The organism is Methylobacterium sp. UNCCL125 (assembly GCF_900116795.1).
In the GTDB taxonomy this organism is placed as follows: domain Bacteria; phylum Pseudomonadota; class Alphaproteobacteria; order Rhizobiales; family Beijerinckiaceae; genus Methylobacterium; species Methylobacterium fujisawaense.
Map to the genome: position 1 here is coordinate 173,572 of NZ_FPBW01000007.1, position 21,643 is coordinate 195,214.

Sequence of the window (21,643 nt, forward strand, 5' to 3'; positions counted from 1 at the left end):
GGGCTGATTCGCCCGCCGCGCCGGGCGGCACGCCCAGCCGCGCCGCGGATCCGGATGCCCTGCCATTCGGTGCCGCAGCGTACCCATGAAATCAGTACTCGACTCAAAACAGCCCCAACAAACACCCACATATGTTGCATTTTAGCCTCATCATTTGACACCGGATCGCATTGGGGCGAATACTTGCAATCTAATACCTGAAGCGCATTCGGATCATCGAAATCGGTTCGAAAGCCAAGCCAAACGCCTTAGCAATAAGCGGAGGCAAGCAAAGCAAAGTTTGATCATTCAGAAAATCGATGAACGATGGACTACATTCGCAAAGATCTTGAGACCGATCGCTGCCCGACGACAAACGACCTTGCGAATGCACATCTCGATCAGTTCAAGAACCGGCTATCAAACAAATCACCCTGTACGTACGTAGTGAGCGATGATTGTATTTAGAGAAGAAATTTAGGCAGTTAATTTCATACAGGGTATTTACAGGCGATTTTACGAAAGTTAGCATTGTATCCGTGGTCATCGGCCATCGCCCCAGACGACCGGAGCGACCGCGTATCTCAGTGTCACGCCGTCGGCGGGCTCATTGGGTACTCACGTCATCGCTGACAATGGACTTCCTTCGAAAGGAGGTAATTTCTCATGGCCAGTCTTGGTACTCGAGACGCGCTCATCATCGTTGAGCGGGACACGGCCGAGAGCCGCGGCGGCTTTTCGGGTGCACATGCCGGTGACAACCCGGCCGTCGTCGAGCAACGGGACCAGTCCCGGGGCCGCTCCAGCCGCATCGTGATCATCGATCGACGCCAACTCGTCGGCCGATGCCTCGCCGCCTCGCTCAGCGAGGCCGACCGGGAGACTTCGTTCGAAGTCTTCGCGGACATCGAATCGTGGAAGCGTCAGACGCCCTTCGTTCCGGCGAGCGTGGTCGTCCTCTGCCGGCCGGACGGCAATCTGTCCGAGACCGAGTGGGCCGAGATCACCCGGGAGCTGACCTTCCTGCAGGGCGAGGCCGGCACGCCGCCGGTGGCGGTCATCTCGGACGGCGAGCACCTCGAGCAGATCGTGCGGATCATCAAGCTCGGGGTCAAAGGCTACATTCCGACGACGACCTCCGTCGACATCGCCCTGCAGGCCCTCCAGCTCGTGCAGGCCGGCGGCGTCTACATCCCGGCCGAGTGCCTCCTGCCCCTGCTGGCCAACATCAAGGTGGACGAGCCGGTCGAGGCCGGCGACGATGAGATCTTCTCGCCGCGGCAGCTCTGCGTGGCGCGGGCGCTGCGGAAGGGCACGCCGAACAAGATCATCGCGTATGAACTGAACATGTGCGAGAGCACCGTGAAGGTTCATGTCCGCAACATCATGAAGAAGCTCAAGGCCAAGAACCGGACGGAAGTCGCCTATCTGACGAACAAGTACTTCCTCCGGGAGGATTCGAGCCTGGCGAGCGTGAAGGCCCCCGCGGCCTGATCGCTCCCGGCGCCCCTCCCGCGGTCGCGGGGTGACCCCGGCGAGACCGCGATCCGGCGGCGCCAAGCGGGGCTTCACGGACTCCTCTCCGGTCGACGGCTTGATCGGCCCGGGAGGGGCCTCGTCAGCCTCGCCGCCGCTCGAGGCATCGGGCTCCTGAAGCGGACGGATCGCCCGCGCCGCCCCGGCGGGCGCGATCATCGGCGCAGATCCCGGCTCGCGCGGCGACGGGCCCCATCGTGGGCGAAGTCGAGATCGCTTCCCTGCCGGCCGCCCCACTCCGTCGCGGGCAGTTCGCGCAGCGTCTCGCCCGCCCCGTCGGGCATGCGGGCGCCGGGCCGCACCGGAACTGGCCGCTTCGGCCGCTGGTGGGCCGCCGCCCGTCCAGGCATCGCGCACCCGGCCGCCGACCGCCGCCACCCGCATTCAGGGCCACGCCCGCCTCGCGCTTGGCGGCGCCCCGCAGCGCGGCGCCGGACGCGTCTCCCCGCCCCAGCCTGGGGGCTTGGGAGGCGCCGGCACGTCCGCGCAGGGCTCGACATCCCCCGTCCTTCGGTCCGCACCCGTGCTGCCCCGACATCACCGTCCGGACATCGCGGGTGTCAGACGGCTACGCCCTTCGGCCTACGTCGAGCCATCCTTCGGCGATCCGGCGAAGATTGCGCACAGGCATCACCCGAATTGCCAAAGACGGCTGCTCTTTTCTGACCGCTTCATCTCAGGGCGCACGCGGCTAAGATGCGCGCATCGGGCTATAGCAGAGAACTCCCGAAAGAGTTCCGACCGAGGAGAATCCTGTTGGCGGCGCGTTTCTACTTCGAGATCGCAAATGCCGAGGAGACGATCCGCGACCTGGTCGGCGTCGAGGCCGCGGGCCTCGAGGAAGCCCTGATCGAGGCCCGCAGCGTGATCGCCGAGATGGCCGAGGAGATCACCGGAGGCGGCCGAGAACCGCTCTGGACCCTGCTCGTGCGCAACGAGGCCGGCTGGCTGGTCGGCCGGTTGCCCATCCGGAAGTGACGGCACTGGCCGCACCCGCCGCCTCCGAGGCGCGCCTGTTAAGATATCGTTAACGGATCGTCTTGAGGATCGGGCCAGCCCTCGCACCGTCGCAGCCATGGCCGGAATGCCCCTCTCCTCGACCGACCCGCGCGCCGCCCTGCAGGCTGATGCCATGGCCGCCCAGATGGCGCTGGCCGCCGACGCCCTGCAGTTGCGCGGCGATATCGAGACGGCCGAATCGCTTCGCGCCATGGCGCGGCACAACCGGATCCTCGGACTCAAGCTGCGGGTCGAGCACGGTCTCGCGCCGCTCCCGAGCCGCGACCGCGTCCGGCATCAGGGCAGCGCGACCCGCTGACGGTTCCGCCCGGAGCGACGCGGCACGCCCGGTTTCGCTCCCCTTGAGACAGGGCGTCCCGGGCACAGGCCCCCACGCCCGCACCGGCGCCGATTGCTCGCCGCGCCTTAACGGCCGGCGCCTGCCCCGTCTTGCGACGGGCCCGACCCTGACCGATGCCCCCGGGGCGGCCGATCCGCCGATCGAGCCATGCGGCGGCCTTGCCTGTCGGCGCCGGCGGATGCGGGCTCTCCACGTGCGGTCGCCCGCCTCGCGCCCGATCCGGCCGAAGCGGCACGCCGTGTCCTGGACAGTCCCCCCGCGGGCCAGCTCCGCCGGAAAGCGGGTTCGGGACGGTCGCGGTCCGAACGGGATGCGTGAAAGGCGCCATCCCATTGAAAAAATTCGACATGGCTGGCGTCGAATTGAGAGTGTGATAGAGTAGCAGCTCAGCTTGCGACAGGAAATTCAGTCGTCGTGCCGGCGCCAGAAGCGGAAAATTCGGATATCAGTACAACCCTGGCGCTGGACATGGTCGGGCGCGCCTATTTGGCCCTCGCCCTGCTCTATGAGACGGCTCATCCTGGCGAGTTCGGCGATGTTCAGCAGAAGATCCGCTCGTTCGTCGAAGATAATTTCCGCATCATTCAAGAAACAAGCCGCAACGGAAGCCTGACAACCGGGACAGTCGACGACGCCGTTCAACTTGTGAACAGCGTCCTCGTTGAGGTTGAAAACAAGATTGCCACGATGATCCGGCCGACACGACCTATGCGCAGCTAGGTATCGTCTTGAGATAGGCTTGCGCTGAGCTTGTCCGTTCTGCGACTGTTGCAGTCGAGCCATGGGCCTCCGCTAAATCGCCGTGCGGCACGCCTTGTCGAAAAGTGCAATTGGCCTCAATATCGACAGATATAATTGAGCATGTTACCTGGAGAAAAGGGCGGCAATAGAATATCAATCACGATGATATGCAGCGATGATTGTGATCGAGGCGCGCGCAGTGCGGATGTCGCGCTCGAGGTCCTGATCCGGGCCTATCACGCTCTTGCGGTGGTCTACGAGCTGTCCAGCCCCGGTGCCTACGTGGCGCTCCATGGCAAGATGATGCCCTACCTGCTGGACAGCTTCCACCAGGGCACGAAGCGGGACGCCGTCGATCCGAATCTGGACGCGGCGTTCTCGACCGCCCTCGAACGGGTCCGCTGCGCGCTGGACGACGTCTGCTCCGACGTGGCGGCCGTCCGCACCCGCAAGGCGGAGCGCGACCGCTGATCCGCCAGGCAGGCTCGGCCGGAGCCTGGGATCAGCGCACGGGCTCGAGGCGGCGCTCGGGCCCGAGGAGCAGGCGCGGCCGGATCTCCCGGTCCGGCGCAGCCGTGGGCACCAGGCGCGCGAGCTTGGCCGCCAGAGTCACCGACAGGATGTGCCGCCACGCCATGGGCGTGCCGAGCAGTTCCCTCACGGCCGCCGCGTAGCCCTGGGCGCGTCGCCGGTCGAGAACGCGCCGGTGTTGCCAGCGCTTGGCCGTCGCGGTCCGGTGAGCCCGGAGCGCCGCCCGGGCGTCCGGGGTGAGACCCGGCCGGGCCAGCATGGCGTCGTCGAAGGCCAGGATCGCCGCGAGATCGTCCGTCCGGTGCTGGGCGCTCAGCGAGTTCGCCCGTTCGACCGCCACATAGCCGCAGGGCGCCGTCACGGCGAACACCGCCCCGGCCGCCAGCGCCTCCACGTAGAGGGCGTAATCCTCCCCGAGGCGCAGGCGCACGTCGTAGCGCAGCCCCTGCCGCTCCAGGAATCCCCGCCGCATGACCGGCTTCAGGAAGCCGAGTTCGCGCCGGTACGCGCCGGGACGGGGGATGTTGCCGGCCACGAAGGTCGCGAGGGTGAGCCGCTGCGGCCGCCCGGGCCCGGTCACGAGGCCGGCGGCGGAGCCCGCCTCGCGGCCGCGGACCATGATGATGTCGTCGGCGATCAGGTCCCAGGTCCGGGGCGCGGACAGGAGCCGGCCGAGCCGGCCGTCGATGAAGTGGTCGTCGGCGTCGAGGATGCAGAGCAGCGGGGCGGTCGCGGCCGCGATGGCCCGGTTGCGGGCGGCCGCGGGTCCGACATTGACGGACAGCCGGATCAGCTTCAGGCGGCCCGAACCGTCGTCGGCCGCCGCGGCGGCCGCGCCGGTCCGGTCCGCGGAGGCATCGTCCACCACGATGACCTCCGCGACCTCCGGCTGCCGGAGCGCCGAGGCGATGGCGGTCGCGATCGTGTCCGCGGCGTCCCGGGCCGCGATGATGACGCAGACCTCCGGGACGGGGGACGGGGCCTGTAATCTGCGCACCGGACGACTCCGCGACTCACGGGCCGGTCCGCGCCGCGGCCGGTCCGCCGCACGGTAGGACGGCTCCGCCGCGGGGCGCGAGATCGTCCGAAAGGAGAGGGAGCGCCCCGGCCCGGATCGTCCGAATGATCACCGGTCCGCGGCGCCCCCGTCGCTACGATCCGCACCGCCGCGATCGGGCGGCGAAGATAAGGACGCGCGCATGACGATCTGGTCCGGCCCGGTCCGCCGCCTCTGCGTGGCGGCGACGCTCCTCCTGCAGGCCCATCCCGGCAGCGCCGGCGAGACCGCCGCTCCGCCGGCCGGCGCCCCGGCCGAACAGGGCGGCGGATCCTTCGTCGAGACCTTCAACACCTTGAGCGACCGCCGCTGGTACATCTCGGACGGCTGGGCCAACGGCGACTGGCAGGGCTGCATGTGGTCGAAGCAGCGCGTCCGGATCGCCAAGCCCGGCGAACTGACGCTGGCCCTGGCGAACATCGCCTACAAGGAGCGCCCGTTCAGCTGCGCCGAGATCCAGACCCACGAGCGCTACGGCTACGGCACCTACGAGGTCCGGATGCGGCCCGGCGCCGGGTCCGGCATGGTCTCGGCGTTCTTCACCTACAACGGCCCCGAGAACGGCGACCGGCGCACGAACGACGAGATCGACTTCGAGTTCCTCGGCAAGGACACCGGCAAGGTCCAGCTCAACTACTTCGTCGGCGGCGTCGGCGGCCACGACAGCTTCGACCCGCTCGGATTCGACGCCGCGACCGCCACCGCCGACTACGCCCTCGAGTGGCTGCCCGACCGCCTGCGCTGGTACGTCAACGGACGCCTGCTGCGCGAGGTGCGCGCCGCGCCCGACCGGCCGCTCCCGTCGCATCCGGGCAAGATCATGCTCAGCGTCTGGTCGGGACAGGGCCAGGATTTCGCGTCCTGGCTCGGACCGACGGTCTATCCGGGACGGCCGGTCATCGCGCTGTTCGAGCGGGTGGCGTTCACCCGGATGGGCGATCCGTGCGGCTTCAAGGAATCGATCGTCTGCCGGTAGCGGCCCCCGTCTGTCGGCCTCGCCCCGGACACCGGACGGGGCGGAATCTTAACGTCTCCGCATCAGGCTCAGCCCGCGAATGTGCCCGGAGCTGCGCGATGCATTGGTCGAGCCTCGTCATCGCCGCCTACGCCGCCGGATTCGTGGAGTTCTGGCGCCTCTGCATCGAGGCGCCCACCGCCGAGGACGATGCGGCCTGACGTGCCCGCGTCGCCGCGGCGGCCCGGGCCGGCCCCGGGGGCGTCACCGCTGATTGGCGATGGGCCGCAGCAGCGCGCCGAGCAGAAAGGCCAGCTGGCCGCAGATCAGCAGCGCCGTACCGCGGCGCAGACACGCACCTGCGCTCAGGTTGTAGACGCAGAGGCCGTAGCCGACCTCCGCCGCCACGATCGGAACGAAGACCAGCAGCCGCCAGACCGAACCGAAGCGTCCGAGCATCACGCCCAGCAGGGCGTTGAGCATCATGCCCTTCATCGGCGCATTCCACGGTGTGCGCGGCGATTGGGACGCGGCCGCCAGGCCATGGCCCTAGCGGCTGCCGCGCTGGCTCAACACGGCCGGCACCGTCTTGAGCAGGATGCCGAGGTCGCGGGCGAGGCTCCACTGGCTGGCATAGGCGCAATCCAGGGCGACGCGCTCGGCGTAGCCCGTGTCGCTGCGCCCGGAGACCTGCCACAGGCCGGTCAGCCCCGGCGGAACCGAGAAGCAGGTGATGAAGTCGGCGCCGTAGCGGACGACCTCCGCCTGCACGATCGGCCGCGGACCGACGAGGCTCATCTCTCCGCAGAGCACGTTCCAGAGCTGCGGCAGCTCGTCGAGGGAGGTCTTGCGCAGGACCTGGCCCAGCGCCGTCACGCGGGGGTCGTGCGTGAGCTTGTAGGACGCCTCCCACTCGGCCCGGGCCTCGGGATGCTCGGCGAAGTGCCGCGTCAGAACCGTGTCGCTGTCCGGCACCATGGACCGGAACTTCAGGCAGCCGAAGGGGCGCCCGTACCGGCCGAGGCGCTTGTGGCGGAAGATCGGCGACCGGCCGTCGCTCCCCCAGATCAGCAGGGCGATGAACAGCAGGAGCGGCAGCAGCAGGAGCAGGGCCGTCAGGGCGATGGTGGCGTCGAGGATGCGCTTCGTCACCCAGCTCGCCCTGAGGCCCGGGCCGGCCTGCACCGTCGCCGGCAACGTCTTGACCAAGGCCTCGTTGATCGTCTCGACCACATCCTGCGGCGTCGACGACTCGATCGGCGTCGGGGTCCCGGCCGGGCGCAACATGTCGGCTCCTTGACTCGAAGCGAGACGGGGTCCGAACCTGCGGAGCGGCGTGCGCGCCCGGCCGGTCCGGCCCGCGTCGCCGCAGCCGGCTTCGACGGCTGTCAGCCGGTCCGAAGGGGCGTCGATCGCAGGCGGAACCCTTGCGCCGACTCTGGGCCGGCGAGAGGTTCGGCAACAAGACGGCCGCCGATCCATCAATGGAGGTAAATCGTTGCTGGTGGTGCTGGTCTTCGCTGCGCTGATAGGAGGAGCGATCGGCTTCACACTGGTCCTGCCGAAGGGGATCCTGGTCGCGCTGCTGGCCGCCCAGGCTGCGGCGGCCGTTTCCGTCGGCCTCGTCGCCCTCCTCGCCCGGCGCCGCTGAGCGGCAAGACCGCTTTCGGGGAGCCCCGCTCCCCCGATCGAGGTAGGGACCTCCGGCTCTCAGCCCGGTCTATGGCGGCGTGTCCGGCCCTTCCGGACGCGAACGAAGCCGCACGGGCGAGATCGGCACTCAGGTCTGCCCCGGCGCGGCGCGGACGATCACCGGACGAGGCGCGCCGTGGCCCCTCCAGAGCGCCGCATCATCGGGTTCGACGGCCTCCGGGCCGTGGCGTTCCTGATGGTGTTCATCAGCCACAAGGCGTCGAGCCCGAGGACCGAAGCCCTCGGCACAGCCGGGGTGTGGCTGTTCTTCGTCCTGAGCGGCTTCCTGATCGTCCGCATCCTCGACGCCGCCCGCGCGGCGGTGGAGGCCGGCACGGCGACGCCGCTCGGCAGCCTCGGACTGTTCTACCGGAACCGGATCGCCCGCATCGTGCCGGTCTACTACGTCTTCCTGTTCGTGCTCTACACGGTCCGGCCCGGCGACCCGTCCAGTCTCGGCACCGCCGCGTTCAAGGGCGCGACGTGGTTCTACGTCACGAACGTCTACATCGCGCAGAACGGCTGGGGGACCGAACTCGGCCACCTCTGGAGCCTCGCCGTCGAGCAGCAATTCTACCTGCTGTTCGCGCCGGCGGCGCTGTTCCTGCCGCGGCGGCACCTCGGCACGCTGTGCGGGATCCTGATCGGGGTCAGCGTCGTGACGCACGGCGCCCTGTGGCTGTCGGGCGCCGGGCCGACGCGCTTCGATGTCGATACGCTGGCCAATCTCGGGCTGATCGCGCTGGGCGGCCTCGCCGGTCTGCGCACCAAGCCGCTTCCGGCCTGGCTCGCCCACGACGCCGCCCTGGCCGGCGTGGCGATCCTGTTCCTGACCCTGCCGCTCGTGGTCGCGCCGACCGGCTGGTGGCTGATCCTCGGCCGCCTCAGCGGCGTCCTGGCGGCGCTGCTCCTGCTGCAGGTGGTTCAGGTGCGGGACGGCCGCGCGGTCGCCCTGCTGGAGATCCCGTGGCTGCGCCGGATCGGCGTGATCAGCTACGCCGCCTACCTGTTCCACGTTCCGCTCCACGCGGAACGGGTGCTCGCGCCAATCGGCCTCGACGTCGCCGGCCCGCGCCCGGTCTCGATGGCGCTTGACCTGATCCTGACGCTGTTGCTGGCGGAATTGTCGTGGCGGCTCCTCGAGGCGCCGGCCCGCCGGCTCCTGCGGGCGCCACCCCGGCGGGTCGGCTCGTCTGCGCTGATCGGCCCGTAGCCGCGTCCCGCGGCGGCAGCGGCCGGGCCGGTTTGCGGATGCCCGCGGGCGGGCCCCGTCTAGCTCTTGATCGGCAACCGGCCGACCTCGGCACCGGTGGCGTCGCGCACGACGAGCGTCCACCTGCCGTCCGAGCCTGCGGCACCCAGATCGCCTGCCACTTCGTCGATCACGCTGCGGGCCTCCGCCAGCGCCTCGGCCAGGTCTTCGGCTTCCACGCCCTGCGCGTCGCGGATCGTTTCCTTGCCGTTCTCGATATCGAAATAGAAGCGACTGGGCACCCATCTCCTCCCTGAATGCTGCCCTCGGGAGGGCCCCCTCGGATACTACCTACGTAGTTCGCCCGTGCCCGACAATGCTCAGTAGGAGACATAAACCTTAACAAACACCAAAACTGTTTTCGCCAGTCGCGTTGCAATAATGTCGAGATTCCATCCAAATAATCCATTATAGGTATCGCCGATCACCCTTCCGGCCGCGTCGGCCATGGCGACGCGCGGTGACGGGCCTCAGCGGCGTTCGACATGACAGCCTCCGGCGATTCGAGCCTCAAGAAGGATTCTCCCGCCTCGGCGGAGCGGAAGCAGAAATTGCGCGCCCATGTCCGGTCGATCCTGACGCAGGGCCTCACCCCGCAGGAGCCGCGTCCCGGCGGCGAATCGAAGCCCGGGTCGCGCTGAGCGCCCTCCGCCACCGGAGCCATCCGCCGCAAGAGGAAGGGCTTCCGGCGGCCCTACGCCCTTTGAGCGTCGTGCGCCCCGATCACTTCGGGCTCATGTCGAGGGCGGCCCGGGAGGCCGCGCCCGTCGGGCCAGGAAACGCGATGGCGGATCAATTCTTGTCCGATGCCCGGGGCACGTCCGTGGACGTCTCGTTCATCATGGCCGCGCACGATGCGGCGCCCTGGATCGAGATGGCCGTTCGCTCCGCCCTCGCCCAGACCGGCGTCGCCGTGGAGGTCGTGGCGGTCGATGACGGCTCGCGGGACGGGACCGGGACCGTGCTGGCGCGCTTGGCGGAGGCCGATCGGCGCGTCCGCGTGATCTCCCTCGCCGGGGCCGGGCCGGGATCGCCCCGGGGCCCGTCGAGCGCCCGGAACGCGGCCCTGGACGCCGCCCGGGGCCGCTGGATCGCGATCCTCGACGCCGACGACCTGATCCTCCCAGATCGCTCCCGGTCGCTGCTCGACCTTGCCCTGGCGGCGGATGCCGACATCGTCGCCGACAACCCGATCCCGTTCACGGACGTGTTCGATCCCCGGGGACCGGGCATGATGGAGGGCGGCCGGGAGCCGTACCTGTTCGAGATCGATCTCGCCAAGTACATCGCCTGCAATCAACTTCTCAGGCCAGGGACCAAGCTCGGCTACCTCAAGCCCATGATCCGGGCCGAGACCCTCAACCGGCACAAGATCCGGTACGACGAAGGCGTCCGGATCGGCGAGGACTTCCTGCTGTGCCTCGAGGCCCTCGCGGCGGGCGCGCGGTTCGTGGTCACCAGCGACGCGGGCTACGGCTATCGGCGCGGCCCGACCTCCCTGTCCCACCGGCTGCGCCAAGCCGACATCGCGCGCCTGGAGGCGGCCTTCGCGGCCCGGGCGGAGCACGGCCGCCTCGCGGAGGCCCGGGCGCGGTCCGCTGAGATCCGCCACGGCAGCCGCGCCTACCGCGACGGCCTCGCGATGATGCGCATGATGGCCCAGGTCATCGAGGCCGCCCAGGCCGGCCGGTGGATCCAGGGCGCCGCCCTGGCGCTCCGGCATCCCCGGATGTGGCAATCCCTGGCCGCGACGCTGCTGGAAGCGGCGGGCAAGCGCCTGCGGCCGAGGCTACACGCCCTCCCGATCGGACAGAGGTGAGACGATGCGCCTGTGCATCTGTATCTGCACCTGCGAGCGGCCCGCCGGGCTCGCGCGCCTTCTCAAGGCGCTGGACCAGCAGCGGCTCGGCAACCTCGCCGAGACCGCCCTGCGCATCCTGATCATCGACAACGGGCGCAGCCGCGCCGCCGTGCCGGTGGTGGAGGCCTACCGGGCGACCGGCCGTTTCCCGGTCACCTATGCCCGGGAGGAGACCCGCGGCCTCGCCGCGGTCCGCAACCGGAGCCTCGCGGAGGCCTCCGCGGCCGGCGCGGACTGGGTCGCGCTGATCGACGACGACGAGTTCCCCGACCGGGACTGGCTCCACAACCTGCTCGAGACCGCCCTCGGAACGGGGGCCGCGGCCTGCATCGGGCCGGTCGTGCCGTTCTTCGACCGGGTGCCGCCCACCTGGGCGGCGGCGGGGGGCTTCTTCGCCAAGCGCCTGCCGGTCCGCGACGGCTTCGTGCAGGACGGCTACACCGCCAACGCGCTCCTGGACCTGCGGGTGATCCGGGCGCTGGGCCTGTCCTTCGACATGCGCTTCAACACCCTGGGCGGCGAGGACACCTTCTTCTTCCGGTCCCTGCTGCAGGCCGGGCACCGGATCGCCTGGGCCGAGACGGCTTTGGTCTACGACAGCATCCCGACGCACCGGATGCGGGTGCGCTGGCTGCTGGCCCGCTGGTACCGCAGCGGCAACGTCGAGGCCTATCTCGGCCGGCTCCGCCCGGAGACGGTGACCGGCCGCCTCGCCAATGCGGGCCGCGGCCTCGCGCGCCTCGGCGGTGGCCTGCTGCGGCTCGGGATCGCCGGCCTGTCCCTCAGGCCGGAGACCCTGATCGGCGGCGGCTACACGCTGTGCCGGGGGGCCGGCCTGCTCGCGGCGGTCATCGGCCTGAGCTACCGGGAATATCACCCGTCGCGCTACCGGTAGCGTCTCCTAGCGGGTCGCGAACGCGATGCTGAGCGCCGCCTTGGCCACGAGGCCCGGGCTTGCCAGGGCGTCGCGGTACTGGCGGTAGCGCCGGTCGAGGGCGTTCTGGACGACGACATCCGCCGTGACCCGGTCGGTGACCGCATAGGTGGCGAAGAGGTCCACCAGCCCGTAGGCCTTGGTGGCCCGGTTCCGGGAACCCGCCGGGAGGTCGGTGCGCGCATCCACCAGGGTCAGGCGCGTCCCGACGGTGAGCCGGTCGGCGAGGAAGCGCAGGCCCAACGTCGTGCCGATCCGGTCCGGCGGCACCGTGAGCAGGCTCTCGCGGGTGGCGCGGTCGCGACCGTCGATATGGGTGGCGGCGAGCGACACGAAGCCCCGGCCCCAATCGTAGGTGCCCTCCAGTTCCACGCCCGACAGGTCGGCCCGGGCGATGTTGCGGTACTGGTAGGAGCGCACCGGGATCACGCAGGGGAAGCGCCCGGGCCGGGCGGCGCAGGCCGAGGCCGGGATGCCGGGGATCGCCGGGACGAAGTAGGTCGGTCCGACCGCCTGCATGTCGATGAAGGCGTCGACCGCGGTGTCGAACACGGCGAGCTTGGCGCGCAGGGAATCCTCCGGCCCCATCACGGCGTCGGCGCGCAGGTTGACGCCGCCCTCGACGGTGCGGGCCACCTCCGGCCGCAGGGCCGGATTCGGCAGGATCGTGAAGGCCGGGAACGGGTGGAGGCCCTGCACCAGCGTCTCGGTGACGGTGGGGGCGCGATAGCCCTCGGCATAGGTGCCGTAGAGTTCGAGGCCGCCCAGCGGCGCAACGCCGATCGTGATCTTCGGCGAGACCCGCGCGCCGCCGGCGCGATAGGCCCCGCCGTCGAGTCGGTAGCTGTCGCGCCGGAGCGCGCCGACGATCCGCAGCCACGGCGCGGCTTGGATCTCGTCCTGCAGGAAGGCGCCGGCCAGGTCCCGCCGCCCCGACGGCGTGAAGGCCGCCCCGAAGCCGCCGGCCCGGTCGGTGGTCCGGACGCGATTCGCCACGCCGTCGCCGCCGAGCGTGAGCGCGTGCGCGACCGGACCGGTCTCGAACCGGGCGGTGTTGTGGGCGTCGAAGCCCAACGTCGCGAGGTCGTAGGTCAGACGGTCGCCGGCCCGGGTGCCGAGCCGGCCGTAAACGCCCCGCGGCGAGTCCTGCAGGAAAGTCAGGGCGTCGTGCGTCGTGGTCGCGTAGCCGTCGAGGCTGAGATCGACGAGCGGCACGTCCGGCCGGGCGAAGCGGTAGCCGACGGTGTAGGTGTCGGCCTGCACGGCGTTGGCGAAGCGGGCCCCGCCGCCGGTGTCGCCGCCATTGACGAAGTCGAAGCGCTGGAGGAGCGCGGTGGCGTGGATCGCGTGTCCGTCCGCGGGCCGCAGGGTGAGCTTGGCGAGGCCCGCATTCAGGTCGCTGCCGGTATCGGGCACCGGCAGGCCGGCGCCGTCGCGATAGGGCGCGGTGTCGCGGAAGACGAACTGCCCGAACAGGTCCGCGGCGGTGCCGATGCGAGCGCCGAGCGCCGAGCTGTTCACGAAGCGCTGGCCGTTCGTGCCGAAGCCCTGCTTCTGCACGAAGCCGGCGGTCTCGTCGGGGGCCAGGATGTCGTCGATCGACCGGGTGCGGAACGCCGCGACGCCCCCGATGGCGCCCGAGCCGTAGATCGTCGCCGTGGGCCCGCGGGTGATGTCGACGCCGCCGACGAGTTCGGGATCCAGGTAGAACACGCCGTTGGCGCCGTGGCCCGAGACCTGGAAGTCCTGCCGCGCGCCGTCGACCAGGACGTTGACCCGGCCGAAATCCTGCAGGCCGCGGATGTTGATCGCCTGCGCGGGATCGGTCCGGTTCTCCTGGGTGGTCACGCCGGGCACGTCGCGCAGCACCTCGGACAGGCGTCCGGGCTGGAGCCGGTCGAGGGCCGCGCGCGGGACGACGCTCGTGCCCGCCAGGGCGTCGACGGCCGGAACGGCGGTCTTCGTCGCGGTGACCGACAGCGTATCGAGGCCGATCTCGGGCTCGAGGCGCGCGGCCGGGCCGGACTCCTCCGCCCGGGCGCCCGGCAGAGTCGCCAGCGCAACGCCGAGGGCGACGAGCGCCCGGTGGAAAGCATAAGCCATGATGATGGTCGCCCCCGCACAGTCGTTTCCAAGAGCTGGCTGGCGGATGGCTGGCTTGCTGAAGCTTTTCTCGCCGATCGCGACGGCGATGCGCAACAGATTTTTCTGGGATGTCGGGCCGGCATGCCGAGAAGGCCGTCCTGGCGCCGGCCGGACGACGTCGAGGATCCACGAAATCCGGTCAGGTCGGTGTCCGGCCGGCCACATCCCGATGCGGCAGGAGGAAGGGCTGGTCGCCCTCGGGCACCCGGCCGACCGGCCAGCGGACGCCGAAGACCCGCGCGATCAGCTCGTCCGTCAGGACCTCGGCCGGTCGCCCGCGCGCGACCAGCCGGCCCCCGTCCAGAACCAGAAGCCGGTCGGCATAGGCCGCGGCGAGGTTGAGGTCGTGCAGGATCGCCACCACGGCGACGCCGGCCGCTGCCAGCCCGGCCGTCGCGTCGAGAAGCGCGCCCTGGTGGCGGAGGTCGAGACTCGCGGTCGGCTCGTCGAGGAACAGCACCTGCCGCTCCGCGACCGTGCGGCCGGCCTCCAGCTGGCAGAGCACGCGGGCGAATTGCACCCGCGCCTGCTCCCCGCCCGACAGGGTCGGATAGGCGCGCCCGGCGAGATGGGCCACGTCGGCCTGTTCGAGGGCCCGGGCCAGGATCGCGGCGCGGTCGCGGGCGCCGAGGCCCCGGCCGATGCCGTCGAGGCCGATCCGGACCACCTCGGCCGCCGTGAACGGGAAGGCGAGGTGCGCCGCCTGCGGCAGCACGGCCCGCATCGCTGCGAGCCGCCAGGGCGGGATCGTCTCAATTGCCGCGCCGGCATAGGCGACGGTGCCCCGGGTCGGGCGCAGGGCGCCGCTGAGCAGGCGGAGGAGGGTGGACTTGCCGGCCCCGTTCGGGCCGACGATCACCTGGAGGGTGCCGCCTTCCACCCCCAGGGAGACGTCGCGCACGAGGTCGCGCCCCGCCACCGTGACGGTCAGGTCGCGCGCCGTGAGCAGGGCCGGATCAGACATCGTCCGGCCGCACCCGGTCGAGGAGCAGCCACAGGAAGACCGGCGCCCCGACCAGCGCCGTGACGATCCCGATGGGCAGTTCGGCGGGCGCGGCGACGAGGCGCGCCACCACGTCGGCGAGGATCAGGAAGGCGCCGCCGAGGAGCGCCGAGGCCGGGAGCAGCAGCCGGTGCCCCGGGCCGATCAGCAGCCGCAGGGTGTGCGGCACCACGAGGCCGACGAAGCCGATCACCCCGGCCGCCGCCACGCTGGCGCCGACCGCGACCGCCACCAGCACGATGCAGGCGCGCTTCAGCCGCTCCACCGGGACGCCGAGATGGAACGCCTCGGCCTCGCCGAGGACCAGGGCGTTCAGGCCGCGGCCGAGGAACGGGACCGCGGCCAGCACCGGCAGGATCAGCGGCGCCGAGGCCGCGACCTTGGCCCAGGTGGCGCCCCCGAGGCTGCCGAGGGACCAGAAGGCGAGATCGCGCAATTGCCGGTCGTCGCTGACGAAGGTCAGCAGGCCGGTCAGCGCGCCGGTCAGCGCGCCGAGGGCGATCCCGGCGAGCAGCATCGTCGCCACGGCGGTGCGCCCGGACCGCGTGGCGAGGACGTACAGGATGAGGGTCGCGCCCAGGCCCCCGAGGAAGGCCCCGGCCGGCAGGACCGCGTAGGGCAGCGGCCCGGGCAGCCCGAGATGGGCGAGGATGCGGTCGCCGAGGACGATGATGAGCGCGGCGGCGAGCCCCGCCCCCGACGAGACCCCGACCAGCGCCGGGTCGGCCAGGGGATTGCGGAACAGCCCCTGCATCAGCGCGCCGGAGACCGCCAGCCCCGCCCCGACCATCAGCCCCAGCAGAGTGCGGGGCAGGCGGATGGAGAGGATCACGAGGGCGTCCCGGGCGCGCGCCGGATCGCTGCCGTCCCCCAGCAGGACCGCCAGGACCCGCTCCACCGGGATGCGGATCGCCCCGAGGCTCACGGAGAGCAGGGCGGCGGCCACCACCAGGGCCGCCAGGATCCCCAGCACCCAGGGCGCCGTGGACCGCCGGCTCACGCGCGCCGCCCGCCGCCGTGCGGCTCAGTCACGCGGCAGGTCCGGGTAGAGCGCCCGCATCAGGTCCGTGGCGGCCTGCGGCGTGCGTGGACCGAAGCCGAGGAGGTAGAGCCCGTCCATGGCCACCAGCCGGCCTTGGGCGCCCGCGGGGGTCTGGGCTAGAGCCGTGCCGGGGGCGAAGATACCCTCGGGCTTCGGCGGCTCCGGGCCGTTCTGCATCATCACCACCGCGTCGGGAGCGGCGGCCACGATGGCCTCGTCGGTCATCGGCTTGAAGCCCTCCAGGCCCGTGGCCGCGTTGGCGATGCCCGCCAGGGTCAGGATGCCGTCCGCCGAGGAGCCGGCACCGCCGACGACGGTCCGGCCGCCCTGGACCGAGAGGACGACGAGGGCCCGGGCCGGCCGGGCGATCCGGGCGCGCCGGGCCGCGAGGTCGGCGAAACGGGCGCGGACCTCGGCCTCCAGGGCCTCGGCCGCGCGCTCCAGCCCGGCGAGGCGCCCGACCGTCTCGATCTTGTCCAGCACGCCCTCGGGGCTCGGCGGCTCCGTCACGGTCTCCACACGCAGCCCGGCCTCGCGCAGCTGCGCCAGGACCGCGGGCGGGCCCGCCCCCTCGGCGGCGATGATCAGGTCGGGCTGCTGCGCCAGCAGGCCCTCGGCCGAGAGCGCCCGCAGGTAGCCGACATTCGGCTTCTCGCGCAGCGCCTCGGGCGGGTAGAGGCTGGTCGTGTCGACCGCGACGATCCGGCCGCCGGCGCCGAGGCGGTAGAGGATCTCGGTGACGGCACCGCCCAGTGCGGCGATGCGGGTGGCCGCCTGCGCGGCGGCGGCGCGCGGTGCGAGCGCACCGGCCGCGGCGGCGGCCAGGAGGGTGCGGCGCGATATCGGGGCGGGGCCGTTCATTTGGTCAGGATCAGCTTGTCGCTCGCGGTCACGCGCAGGCGATAGGCGTGGCCGCCGTGGCGGATGACGATCTCCCGGCGCCCCTGCAGGAGACGCGCGGAGCCGATCTCGGCCGCCGGCTCCGGCAGCGGAACGGGCTGCGTCGCGCCGGGCCCCGCGCGGGTCCCAGCCGGAAAGCCGCGCTGCCCCTCTCCTTCGGCACGCAACATGGACCGATCGCTCCAGAGCTGTTGTTTGTAAATCTTCAAATGAAAGACTTACTTGGATAGAGGAACAGCTTAGCGGCAATCGATTGCGGGCGCCACCCCGCTGCGGTGGTGTCGTAATACTTCATAAATCTCCTGTAGAGGCTGGGCGATTCCGATTTTCGGATCCGCCGATGCGGCGCTGGACCGGTTCGGCTCCGTCGAGACCCTCGACCCGAGCGATATCGGCCGGAGCGCTGTCGACCGCGACGACCGGGTGCCATCGGGGCCCGCGCCCAGAGCGGGCCGGCATGGGCCGCCACGCTGCGCGCCCAGTCCGGCCGCGCGATCGCCGCAGCGGTGAGGCGGGCGAGGCGCTGCGTCCGATCGCCGGAGCGGCGGAGCTGAGCGGCCTCAGGCCGCCGCGCCCTGACGCGGGCCCGCGTCCCAGTCGCCCCCCCAATCCTGGACGCTGTGGCCAGGCGCGACCTCCCGGTAGAGCCGCTCCGGCGCCACGTAGTCGGGCGCGCGGATCGGGCTGCGGATCTCGTCGTCCGGCAGGGCGTGCCGCGCGCCCCGCCGGGCCGGATCCGGGACCGGCACGGCGGCGAGCAGCTTCTTCGTGTAGGGGTGCTGCGGGTCGCCGAAGATCGCGGCGCGCGGTCCGATCTCCACGATCTCGCCGAGATACATCACCGCCACCCGGTGGCTCACCCGCTCCACCACCGCCATGTCGTGCGAGATGAACAGGTAGGCGAGGCCGAACTCGGCCTGGAGGTCGAGCATCAGGTTCACGACCTGCGCCTTCACCGAGACGTCGAGCGCAGAGACCGCCTCGTCGGCGACGATCAGCCGGGGGTTCAGGGCGAGCGCCCGGGCGATGCAGATGCGCTGGCGCTGGCCGCCGGAGAATTCGTGCGGGAAGCGCCCGGCCGTCTCGGGCGCGAGTCCGACCCGGGCCAGCAGGTCCTCGGCCCGAAGCCTTGCCTCGCGGGGCGTGGCGAGGCGGTTGATCAGCAGCGGCTCGGCCACCGCTGCGCCGACGCTCAGGCGCGGGTCGAGGCTCGCGAACGGGTCCTGGAAGATCATCTGCATGCGCTGGCGGCGGGTGCGCAGGGTCTTCGGGTCGAGGCCCGTGATGTCCTCGCCGTCGAGCAGGACCGAGCCCGACAGCGGCTCGACGAGGCGCAGGATCGCGCGGCCGGTGGTGGACTTGCCGCAGCCGGATTCGCCGACCAGCGCCAGGGTCTCCCCGGCCGCGAGGCTGAACGAGACCCGCTCCACCGCGTGGACGCGGCCGGTCACGCGGCCGAGGAGGCCGGAGCGGATGTCGAACCGGGCGGTCAGGTCGCGCACCTCCAGCACCGGGCGCTCGGCGGCCCTGACGGTGTCGGGGGTCTCGGGCGTCGGCGCCGCCAGGCCGGTCGCCCGGTCGACCACCGGGAAGCGCATCGGGCGGGCGCGGCCCGCCATGGTCCCCAGCCGCGGGACCGCGGCCAGCAGCGCCCGCGTGTAGGGCTCGGCGGGGGCGTCGAAGATCCGTGCGGTCGGACCGGCCTCCACGGCGCGGCCCCGGTACATCACCACGGTGCGGTCGGCGATCTCGGCGACCACGCCCATGTCGTGGGTGATGAACAGGACCGACATGCCCTCCTCGTCCTGCAGGCTCTTGATGAGGTCGAGGATCTGCGCCTGGATCGTGACGTCCAGCGCCGTGGTCGGCTCGTCGGCGATGAGGAGCTTCGGCCGGCAGGCGAGCGCCATGGCGATCATCACCCGCTGGCGCATGCCGCCGGAGAAGCGGTGCGGGTATTCGTGCAGGCGCGACCGGGCGGCCGGGATCCGGACCTTGTCGAGGAGCCGGAGCGCCTCCGCCTCGGCGGCGGATCGCGACAGGCCCCGGTGCCGGATCAGCGCCTCGGCGATCTGGAAGCCGATGGTGAGCACCGGGTTCAGGGAGGTCATCGGCTCCTGGAAGATCATGGCGATGGAATCGCCGCGCACCCGCCGCATCTCGACCTCGGGGGCCGTGAGCAGCTCGCGCCCCGCGAAGCGCACGCTGCCGCCGATGCGGCTCGCGTCCCGCGGCAGGAGGCGCAGGATCGACAGGGCGCTGACGCTCTTGCCGGAGCCGGACTCGCCCACGAGCGCCACGGTCTCGCGGGGCCCGACATCGAAGGAGACGCCGTGCACCACCGCGTGCCAGCGGCCCTCCGAGCGGAAGGACACGGTGAGGTCGGAGACCGAGAGGATCGGATCCGTCACGGGCTTCACTCCTGATCCAGCGGGGTTCGACGGGGCGACTCCACACCGTCCCCGCGCCCTCCGACGCGACGATGTTCCCGCCTCTCCGATGCGCACCGACGCTGATGACGGAGCGCGACGGGCCCCCTCTCCCGTGCGGGAGAGGGTTGGGGTGAGGGATGAGAAGGTTCAGGACCGAGCACACCGTCGACGCTCCGACAGGGCGCGCCCCATCCTGAAAGACCTGATCCCTCACCCTGTCCCTCTCCCGCCCGGGAGAGGGGACCCGCGCCCGATCCTGAAGCCCCAGTGCCGGAAAGGGCCTTCCGGTCTGTCCGCCCCTCTGCGGGGGCAGGCGCGGTCACGGCAAGCCGGCAGCCCTCGAAGCCCCGCCGCATGCCCTAGAGCACCCGGCGCGGGTCGAGGGCGTCGCGCAAACCGTCGCCGATGAAGTTGATCGACAGCACCGTCAGGAAGATCGCGCCCCCCGGGAACAGCGCCCAGTGCGGGGCGACGTCGAGATGGTCCTTGGCGTCGAACAGCAGCCGCCCCCAGGTCGGGATGTCGGGCGGGAAGCCGAGCCCCAGGAAGGAGAGCGTCGATTCCGCGATGATCGCCGACGAGACCTCGATGGAGGCCGCCACGATCACCGGCCCCAGCGCGTTCGGCAGGATGTGGCGGCGCACGAGGTGCCCGGTGGTCGCCCCCTGCGAGCGGGCCGCCTCCACGAACTCCTTCTCGCGCAAGCTCAGGAACTGCGCCCGCACCAGCCGGGCGACCGGCATCCAGCGCAGGCCCCCGATCACCGCGACGATCATCAGGAACACGCCGCCCTGGCTGCCGAACACGGCCTTCAGGCTGTCGCGGAACAGGTAGATCACCAGGAGCAGCAGCGGCAGCTGCGGCAGCGACAGGAACAGGTCGGTCAGCCACATCAGCACCGGGTCGAGGAACCGGCGCGACATGCCGGCGAGCGCGCCCACCAGCACGCCGATCAGGCTCGCCACCGCCATGGCGGCGAAGCCCACGGCGAGCGAGATCCGGCCGCCGTAGATCATCCGGGCGAGGAGATCCTGGCCGAGATCGTCGGTGCCGAACGGGTGGTCCCAGGACGGACCCTGGAGCTGGGCCGCGAAGTCGATGTCGTCGATGGCGACCGGCCAGAGCAGGCCGCCGAACACCACGCCGGCGACGAGGAGCGCCAGCACGCCGACGCTGGCGAGCGCCAGCCGGTGCCGCCGGAAGCGCCGCCACGTCTCCCGCCCCGGCGAGGCCGGCGCGCGGGCGACGGGCACCGCCTCATCGGAGGGCGATGCGAGGGTCGAGCCAGCCATAGAGCAGGTCCGCGACGAGGTTGAACAGGATGACGAGGCCGGCGAACACGAAGGTCACCGCCATCACCACCGGCGTGTCGTTGGCCAGCATCGCGTCGATCAGCAGCGAGCCGATGCCGGGTATCCGGAAGATCTGCTCGGTGACGATGGCGCCGCCGAACACCGCCGGGATCTGGAGGGCGACGAGCGTCACCACCGGGATCAGGGCGTTGCGGGCGATGTGCCGGCGGGTCACCGTGCCCTCCGACAGGCCCTTGGCGCGGGCCGTGGTGACGTAGTCGAGGCGGGCGACGTCCAGCGCCGAGGCGCGCACGTAGCGGGTGTAGGAGGCGGCCTGAAAGAAGCCCAGCACCGCCACCGGCATGATCGCCTGCCGGACATTCGCCCAGACCCAGGGCAGGCCGGAGCCCGGCAGGTCGGCCTGGTAGACGAAGGGCAGCCAGCCGAGCTTGATCGAGAACAGCAGGATGAACAGCAGGCCGGTGAAGAAGGTCGGCAGCGAGAAGCCCACGAAGGCCAGCGTGTTGGCGATCTGGTCGGCGAGCGAGTAGGGCCGGCGCGCCGCGTAGAGGCCCACCGGGACCGCGATCAGCAGCGCCAGAACCTGCGAGGAGCCGACGATGAACAGGGTCGTCGGCAGCCGCTGCAGGATCAGGGTGTCGACATTCACCCGGCTGGCGAAGGAGAAGCCCCAATCGCCCTGCAGCATGGCGGTGAGCCAGTGCAGGTAGCGGGTGAGGATCGGGTCATCGAGGCCGAACTTGACCCGCAGGGCCGCCCGCACCTCCGGGGGCACGTTCGGGTTGCTGGCGAGTTCGCCGAACGGGTCGCCCGGCGCGAGCGCCAGGACGGTGAACAGGATCAGGCTGATGCCGAGCAGGCTCGGGATCGCGATCAGGAGCCGTCGCAGGATGTAGGCGCCCATGGCCCG

At 71.2% G+C, this 21,643-nt stretch carries 23 protein-coding genes; 11 read left to right on the top strand and 12 right to left on the bottom strand.

Annotated elements, in window-relative coordinates; all coding sequences use genetic code 11:
- The first annotated feature begins 645 nt into the window (after nt 1-645).
- The 5 genes from BM396_RS08945 to BM396_RS08965 all read left to right on the top strand — a co-directional run bounded on the left by BM396_RS08945 (nt 646) and on the right by BM396_RS08965 (nt 4,087).
- Nucleotides 646-1,473: a LuxR C-terminal-related transcriptional regulator gene (locus BM396_RS08945; protein ID WP_043355160.1), complete on the top strand. Its 828-nt coding sequence runs from the start codon at nt 646-648 to the stop codon at nt 1,471-1,473.
- Nucleotides 1,474-2,271: 798 nt separating this feature from the next.
- Nucleotides 2,272-2,493 carry a DUF6894 family protein gene (locus BM396_RS08950; protein ID WP_043355162.1) on the top strand — a complete coding sequence of 74 codons (222 nt, stop codon included), beginning with the start codon at nt 2,272-2,274 and terminating at the stop codon, nt 2,491-2,493.
- 97 nt (nt 2,494-2,590) lie between these two features.
- Nucleotides 2,591-2,833 (top strand): hypothetical protein, encoded by a 243-nt coding sequence (locus BM396_RS08955; protein WP_043379164.1) that lies wholly within the window; start codon nt 2,591-2,593, stop codon nt 2,831-2,833.
- A gap of 456 nt (nt 2,834-3,289) precedes the next feature.
- Complete coding sequence (locus tag BM396_RS08960) at nt 3,290-3,595, top strand: hypothetical protein (protein ID WP_091994769.1); 306 nt, start codon at nt 3,290-3,292, stop codon at nt 3,593-3,595.
- 183 nt (nt 3,596-3,778) lie between these two features.
- Nucleotides 3,779-4,087 carry a hypothetical protein gene (locus BM396_RS08965; RefSeq protein ID WP_043355166.1) on the top strand — a complete coding sequence of 103 codons (309 nt, stop codon included), beginning with the start codon at nt 3,779-3,781 and terminating at the stop codon, nt 4,085-4,087.
- Between the two features lie 31 nt (nt 4,088-4,118).
- Here BM396_RS08965 and BM396_RS08970 read toward each other — a convergent pair whose 3' ends face one another.
- The gene (locus tag BM396_RS08970) at nt 4,119-5,144 is read right to left on the bottom strand and encodes a glycosyltransferase (RefSeq protein WP_043379161.1); all 1,026 of its coding nucleotides are present in this window, start codon (nt 5,142-5,144) and stop codon (nt 4,119-4,121) included.
- 202 nt (nt 5,145-5,346) lie between these two features.
- On the opposite strand from BM396_RS08970, the gene BM396_RS08975 reads away from it, so the two are divergent.
- Complete coding sequence (locus tag BM396_RS08975; RefSeq protein ID WP_043379159.1) at nt 5,347-6,180, top strand: family 16 glycosylhydrolase; 834 nt, start codon at nt 5,347-5,349, stop codon at nt 6,178-6,180.
- A gap of 243 nt (nt 6,181-6,423) precedes the next feature.
- Here the strand turns inward: BM396_RS08975 and BM396_RS08980 are convergent, their stop codons facing one another.
- Together BM396_RS08980 and BM396_RS08985 are read right to left on the bottom strand one after the other, a co-directional pair.
- The gene (locus BM396_RS08980) at nt 6,424-6,654 is read right to left on the bottom strand and encodes a hypothetical protein (protein WP_043355172.1); all 231 of its coding nucleotides are present in this window, start codon (nt 6,652-6,654) and stop codon (nt 6,424-6,426) included.
- Nucleotides 6,655-6,708: 54 nt separating this feature from the next.
- Nucleotides 6,709-7,446 carry a sugar transferase gene (locus BM396_RS08985; RefSeq protein ID WP_051045014.1) on the bottom strand — a complete coding sequence of 246 codons (738 nt, stop codon included), beginning with the start codon at nt 7,444-7,446 and terminating at the stop codon, nt 6,709-6,711.
- Between the two features lie 211 nt (nt 7,447-7,657).
- Here BM396_RS08985 and BM396_RS32720 point away from each other — a divergent pair, with 211 nt between their 5' ends.
- Both BM396_RS32720 and BM396_RS08990 read left to right on the top strand, forming a co-directional pair.
- Nucleotides 7,658-7,810: a hypothetical protein gene (locus BM396_RS32720; protein WP_164706357.1), complete on the top strand. Its 153-nt coding sequence runs from the start codon at nt 7,658-7,660 to the stop codon at nt 7,808-7,810.
- Between the two features lie 177 nt (nt 7,811-7,987).
- Complete coding sequence (locus tag BM396_RS08990) at nt 7,988-9,064, top strand: acyltransferase family protein (protein ID WP_043379157.1); 1,077 nt, start codon at nt 7,988-7,990, stop codon at nt 9,062-9,064.
- Between the two features lie 59 nt (nt 9,065-9,123).
- On the opposite strand, the gene BM396_RS08995 is transcribed toward BM396_RS08990, so the two are convergent.
- Nucleotides 9,124-9,345 carry a DUF6894 family protein gene (locus BM396_RS08995; protein WP_043355176.1) on the bottom strand — a complete coding sequence of 74 codons (222 nt, stop codon included), beginning with the start codon at nt 9,343-9,345 and terminating at the stop codon, nt 9,124-9,126.
- Nucleotides 9,346-9,588: 243 nt separating this feature from the next.
- Here BM396_RS08995 and BM396_RS32725 point away from each other — a divergent pair, with 243 nt between their 5' ends.
- The 3 genes from BM396_RS32725 (at nt 9,589) to BM396_RS09005 (ending at nt 11,859) form a co-directional block, all read left to right on the top strand.
- The gene (locus tag BM396_RS32725) at nt 9,589-9,744 is read left to right on the top strand and encodes a hypothetical protein (RefSeq protein WP_158713266.1); all 156 of its coding nucleotides are present in this window, start codon (nt 9,589-9,591) and stop codon (nt 9,742-9,744) included.
- 143 nt (nt 9,745-9,887) lie between these two features.
- Nucleotides 9,888-10,922: a glycosyltransferase family 2 protein gene (locus BM396_RS09000; protein WP_051975926.1), complete on the top strand. Its 1,035-nt coding sequence runs from the start codon at nt 9,888-9,890 to the stop codon at nt 10,920-10,922.
- A 4-nt stretch (nt 10,923-10,926) separates the two neighbouring features.
- The gene (locus BM396_RS09005) at nt 10,927-11,859 is read left to right on the top strand and encodes a glycosyltransferase family 2 protein (RefSeq protein WP_043379154.1); all 933 of its coding nucleotides are present in this window, start codon (nt 10,927-10,929) and stop codon (nt 11,857-11,859) included.
- A 6-nt stretch (nt 11,860-11,865) separates the two neighbouring features.
- Here BM396_RS09005 and BM396_RS09010 read toward each other — a convergent pair whose 3' ends face one another.
- The 8 genes from BM396_RS09010 to BM396_RS09050 all read right to left on the bottom strand — a co-directional run bounded on the left by BM396_RS09010 (nt 11,866) and on the right by BM396_RS09050 (nt 21,637).
- A complete protein-coding gene (locus tag BM396_RS09010) occupies nt 11,866-14,001 on the bottom strand; it encodes a TonB-dependent hemoglobin/transferrin/lactoferrin family receptor (protein ID WP_043379428.1) in 2,136 nt (711 codons plus the stop codon).
- 181 nt (nt 14,002-14,182) lie between these two features.
- Nucleotides 14,183-15,007, bottom strand: a complete 825-nt coding sequence (locus BM396_RS09015; protein ID WP_043379151.1) for a heme ABC transporter ATP-binding protein — start codon at nt 15,005-15,007, stop codon at nt 14,183-14,185.
- Nucleotides 15,000-16,046 carry a FecCD family ABC transporter permease gene (locus BM396_RS09020; RefSeq protein WP_043379149.1) on the bottom strand — a complete coding sequence of 349 codons (1,047 nt, stop codon included), beginning with the start codon at nt 16,044-16,046 and terminating at the stop codon, nt 15,000-15,002. Before BM396_RS09020 ends, BM396_RS09015 begins: the two co-directional genes overlap by 8 nt.
- A 24-nt stretch (nt 16,047-16,070) precedes the next feature.
- The gene (locus tag BM396_RS09025; protein ID WP_043379146.1) at nt 16,071-16,949 is read right to left on the bottom strand and encodes a heme/hemin ABC transporter substrate-binding protein; all 879 of its coding nucleotides are present in this window, start codon (nt 16,947-16,949) and stop codon (nt 16,071-16,073) included.
- The gene (locus tag BM396_RS09030; protein ID WP_043353304.1) at nt 16,946-17,158 is read right to left on the bottom strand and encodes a hemin uptake protein HemP; all 213 of its coding nucleotides are present in this window, start codon (nt 17,156-17,158) and stop codon (nt 16,946-16,948) included. The genes BM396_RS09025 and BM396_RS09030 overlap by 4 nt, the downstream gene beginning before the upstream one ends.
- Nucleotides 17,159-17,548: 390 nt before the next feature.
- Nucleotides 17,549-19,399, bottom strand: a complete 1,851-nt coding sequence (locus BM396_RS09040) for an ABC transporter ATP-binding protein (RefSeq protein ID WP_043379426.1) — start codon at nt 19,397-19,399, stop codon at nt 17,549-17,551.
- A gap of 380 nt (nt 19,400-19,779) precedes the next feature.
- Nucleotides 19,780-20,712 carry an ABC transporter permease gene (locus BM396_RS09045; protein WP_012321500.1) on the bottom strand — a complete coding sequence of 311 codons (933 nt, stop codon included), beginning with the start codon at nt 20,710-20,712 and terminating at the stop codon, nt 19,780-19,782.
- Nucleotides 20,678-21,637: an ABC transporter permease gene (locus BM396_RS09050; RefSeq protein ID WP_043379060.1), complete on the bottom strand. Its 960-nt coding sequence runs from the start codon at nt 21,635-21,637 to the stop codon at nt 20,678-20,680. Before BM396_RS09050 ends, BM396_RS09045 begins: the two co-directional genes overlap by 35 nt.
- Nucleotides 21,638-21,643: the final 6 nt, after the last annotated feature.

What these genes read in the sequence shown, in the direction of transcription:
- BM396_RS09005 (WP_043379154.1), top strand. Translation starts at nt 10,927, where the DNA reads ATGCGCCTGTGCATCTGTATCTGCACCTGCGAGCGGCCCGCCGGGCTC.
- BM396_RS09025 (WP_043379146.1), bottom strand. Translation starts at nt 16,949, where the DNA reads ATGAACGGCCCCGCCCCGATATCGCGCCGCACCCTCCTGGCCGCCGCC.
- BM396_RS08945 (WP_043355160.1), top strand. Translation starts at nt 646, where the DNA reads ATGGCCAGTCTTGGTACTCGAGACGCGCTCATCATCGTTGAGCGGGAC.
- BM396_RS32725 (WP_158713266.1), top strand. Translation starts at nt 9,589, where the DNA reads ATGACAGCCTCCGGCGATTCGAGCCTCAAGAAGGATTCTCCCGCCTCG.
- BM396_RS08980 (WP_043355172.1), bottom strand. Translation starts at nt 6,654, where the DNA reads ATGAAGGGCATGATGCTCAACGCCCTGCTGGGCGTGATGCTCGGACGC.
- BM396_RS08985 (WP_051045014.1), bottom strand. Translation starts at nt 7,446, where the DNA reads ATGTTGCGCCCGGCCGGGACCCCGACGCCGATCGAGTCGTCGACGCCG.
- BM396_RS09015 (WP_043379151.1), bottom strand. Translation starts at nt 15,007, where the DNA reads ATGTCTGATCCGGCCCTGCTCACGGCGCGCGACCTGACCGTCACGGTG.
- BM396_RS09050 (WP_043379060.1), bottom strand. Translation starts at nt 21,637, where the DNA reads ATGGGCGCCTACATCCTGCGACGGCTCCTGATCGCGATCCCGAGCCTG.
- BM396_RS08975 (WP_043379159.1), top strand. Translation starts at nt 5,347, where the DNA reads ATGACGATCTGGTCCGGCCCGGTCCGCCGCCTCTGCGTGGCGGCGACG.
- BM396_RS08955 (WP_043379164.1), top strand. Translation starts at nt 2,591, where the DNA reads ATGGCCGGAATGCCCCTCTCCTCGACCGACCCGCGCGCCGCCCTGCAG.
- BM396_RS09000 (WP_051975926.1), top strand. Translation starts at nt 9,888, where the DNA reads ATGGCGGATCAATTCTTGTCCGATGCCCGGGGCACGTCCGTGGACGTC.
- BM396_RS08965 (WP_043355166.1), top strand. Translation starts at nt 3,779, where the DNA reads ATGATATGCAGCGATGATTGTGATCGAGGCGCGCGCAGTGCGGATGTC.
- BM396_RS09045 (WP_012321500.1), bottom strand. Translation starts at nt 20,712, where the DNA reads ATGGCTGGCTCGACCCTCGCATCGCCCTCCGATGAGGCGGTGCCCGTC.
- BM396_RS09010 (WP_043379428.1), bottom strand. Translation starts at nt 14,001, where the DNA reads ATGGCTTATGCTTTCCACCGGGCGCTCGTCGCCCTCGGCGTTGCGCTG.
- BM396_RS09030 (WP_043353304.1), bottom strand. Translation starts at nt 17,158, where the DNA reads ATGTTGCGTGCCGAAGGAGAGGGGCAGCGCGGCTTTCCGGCTGGGACC.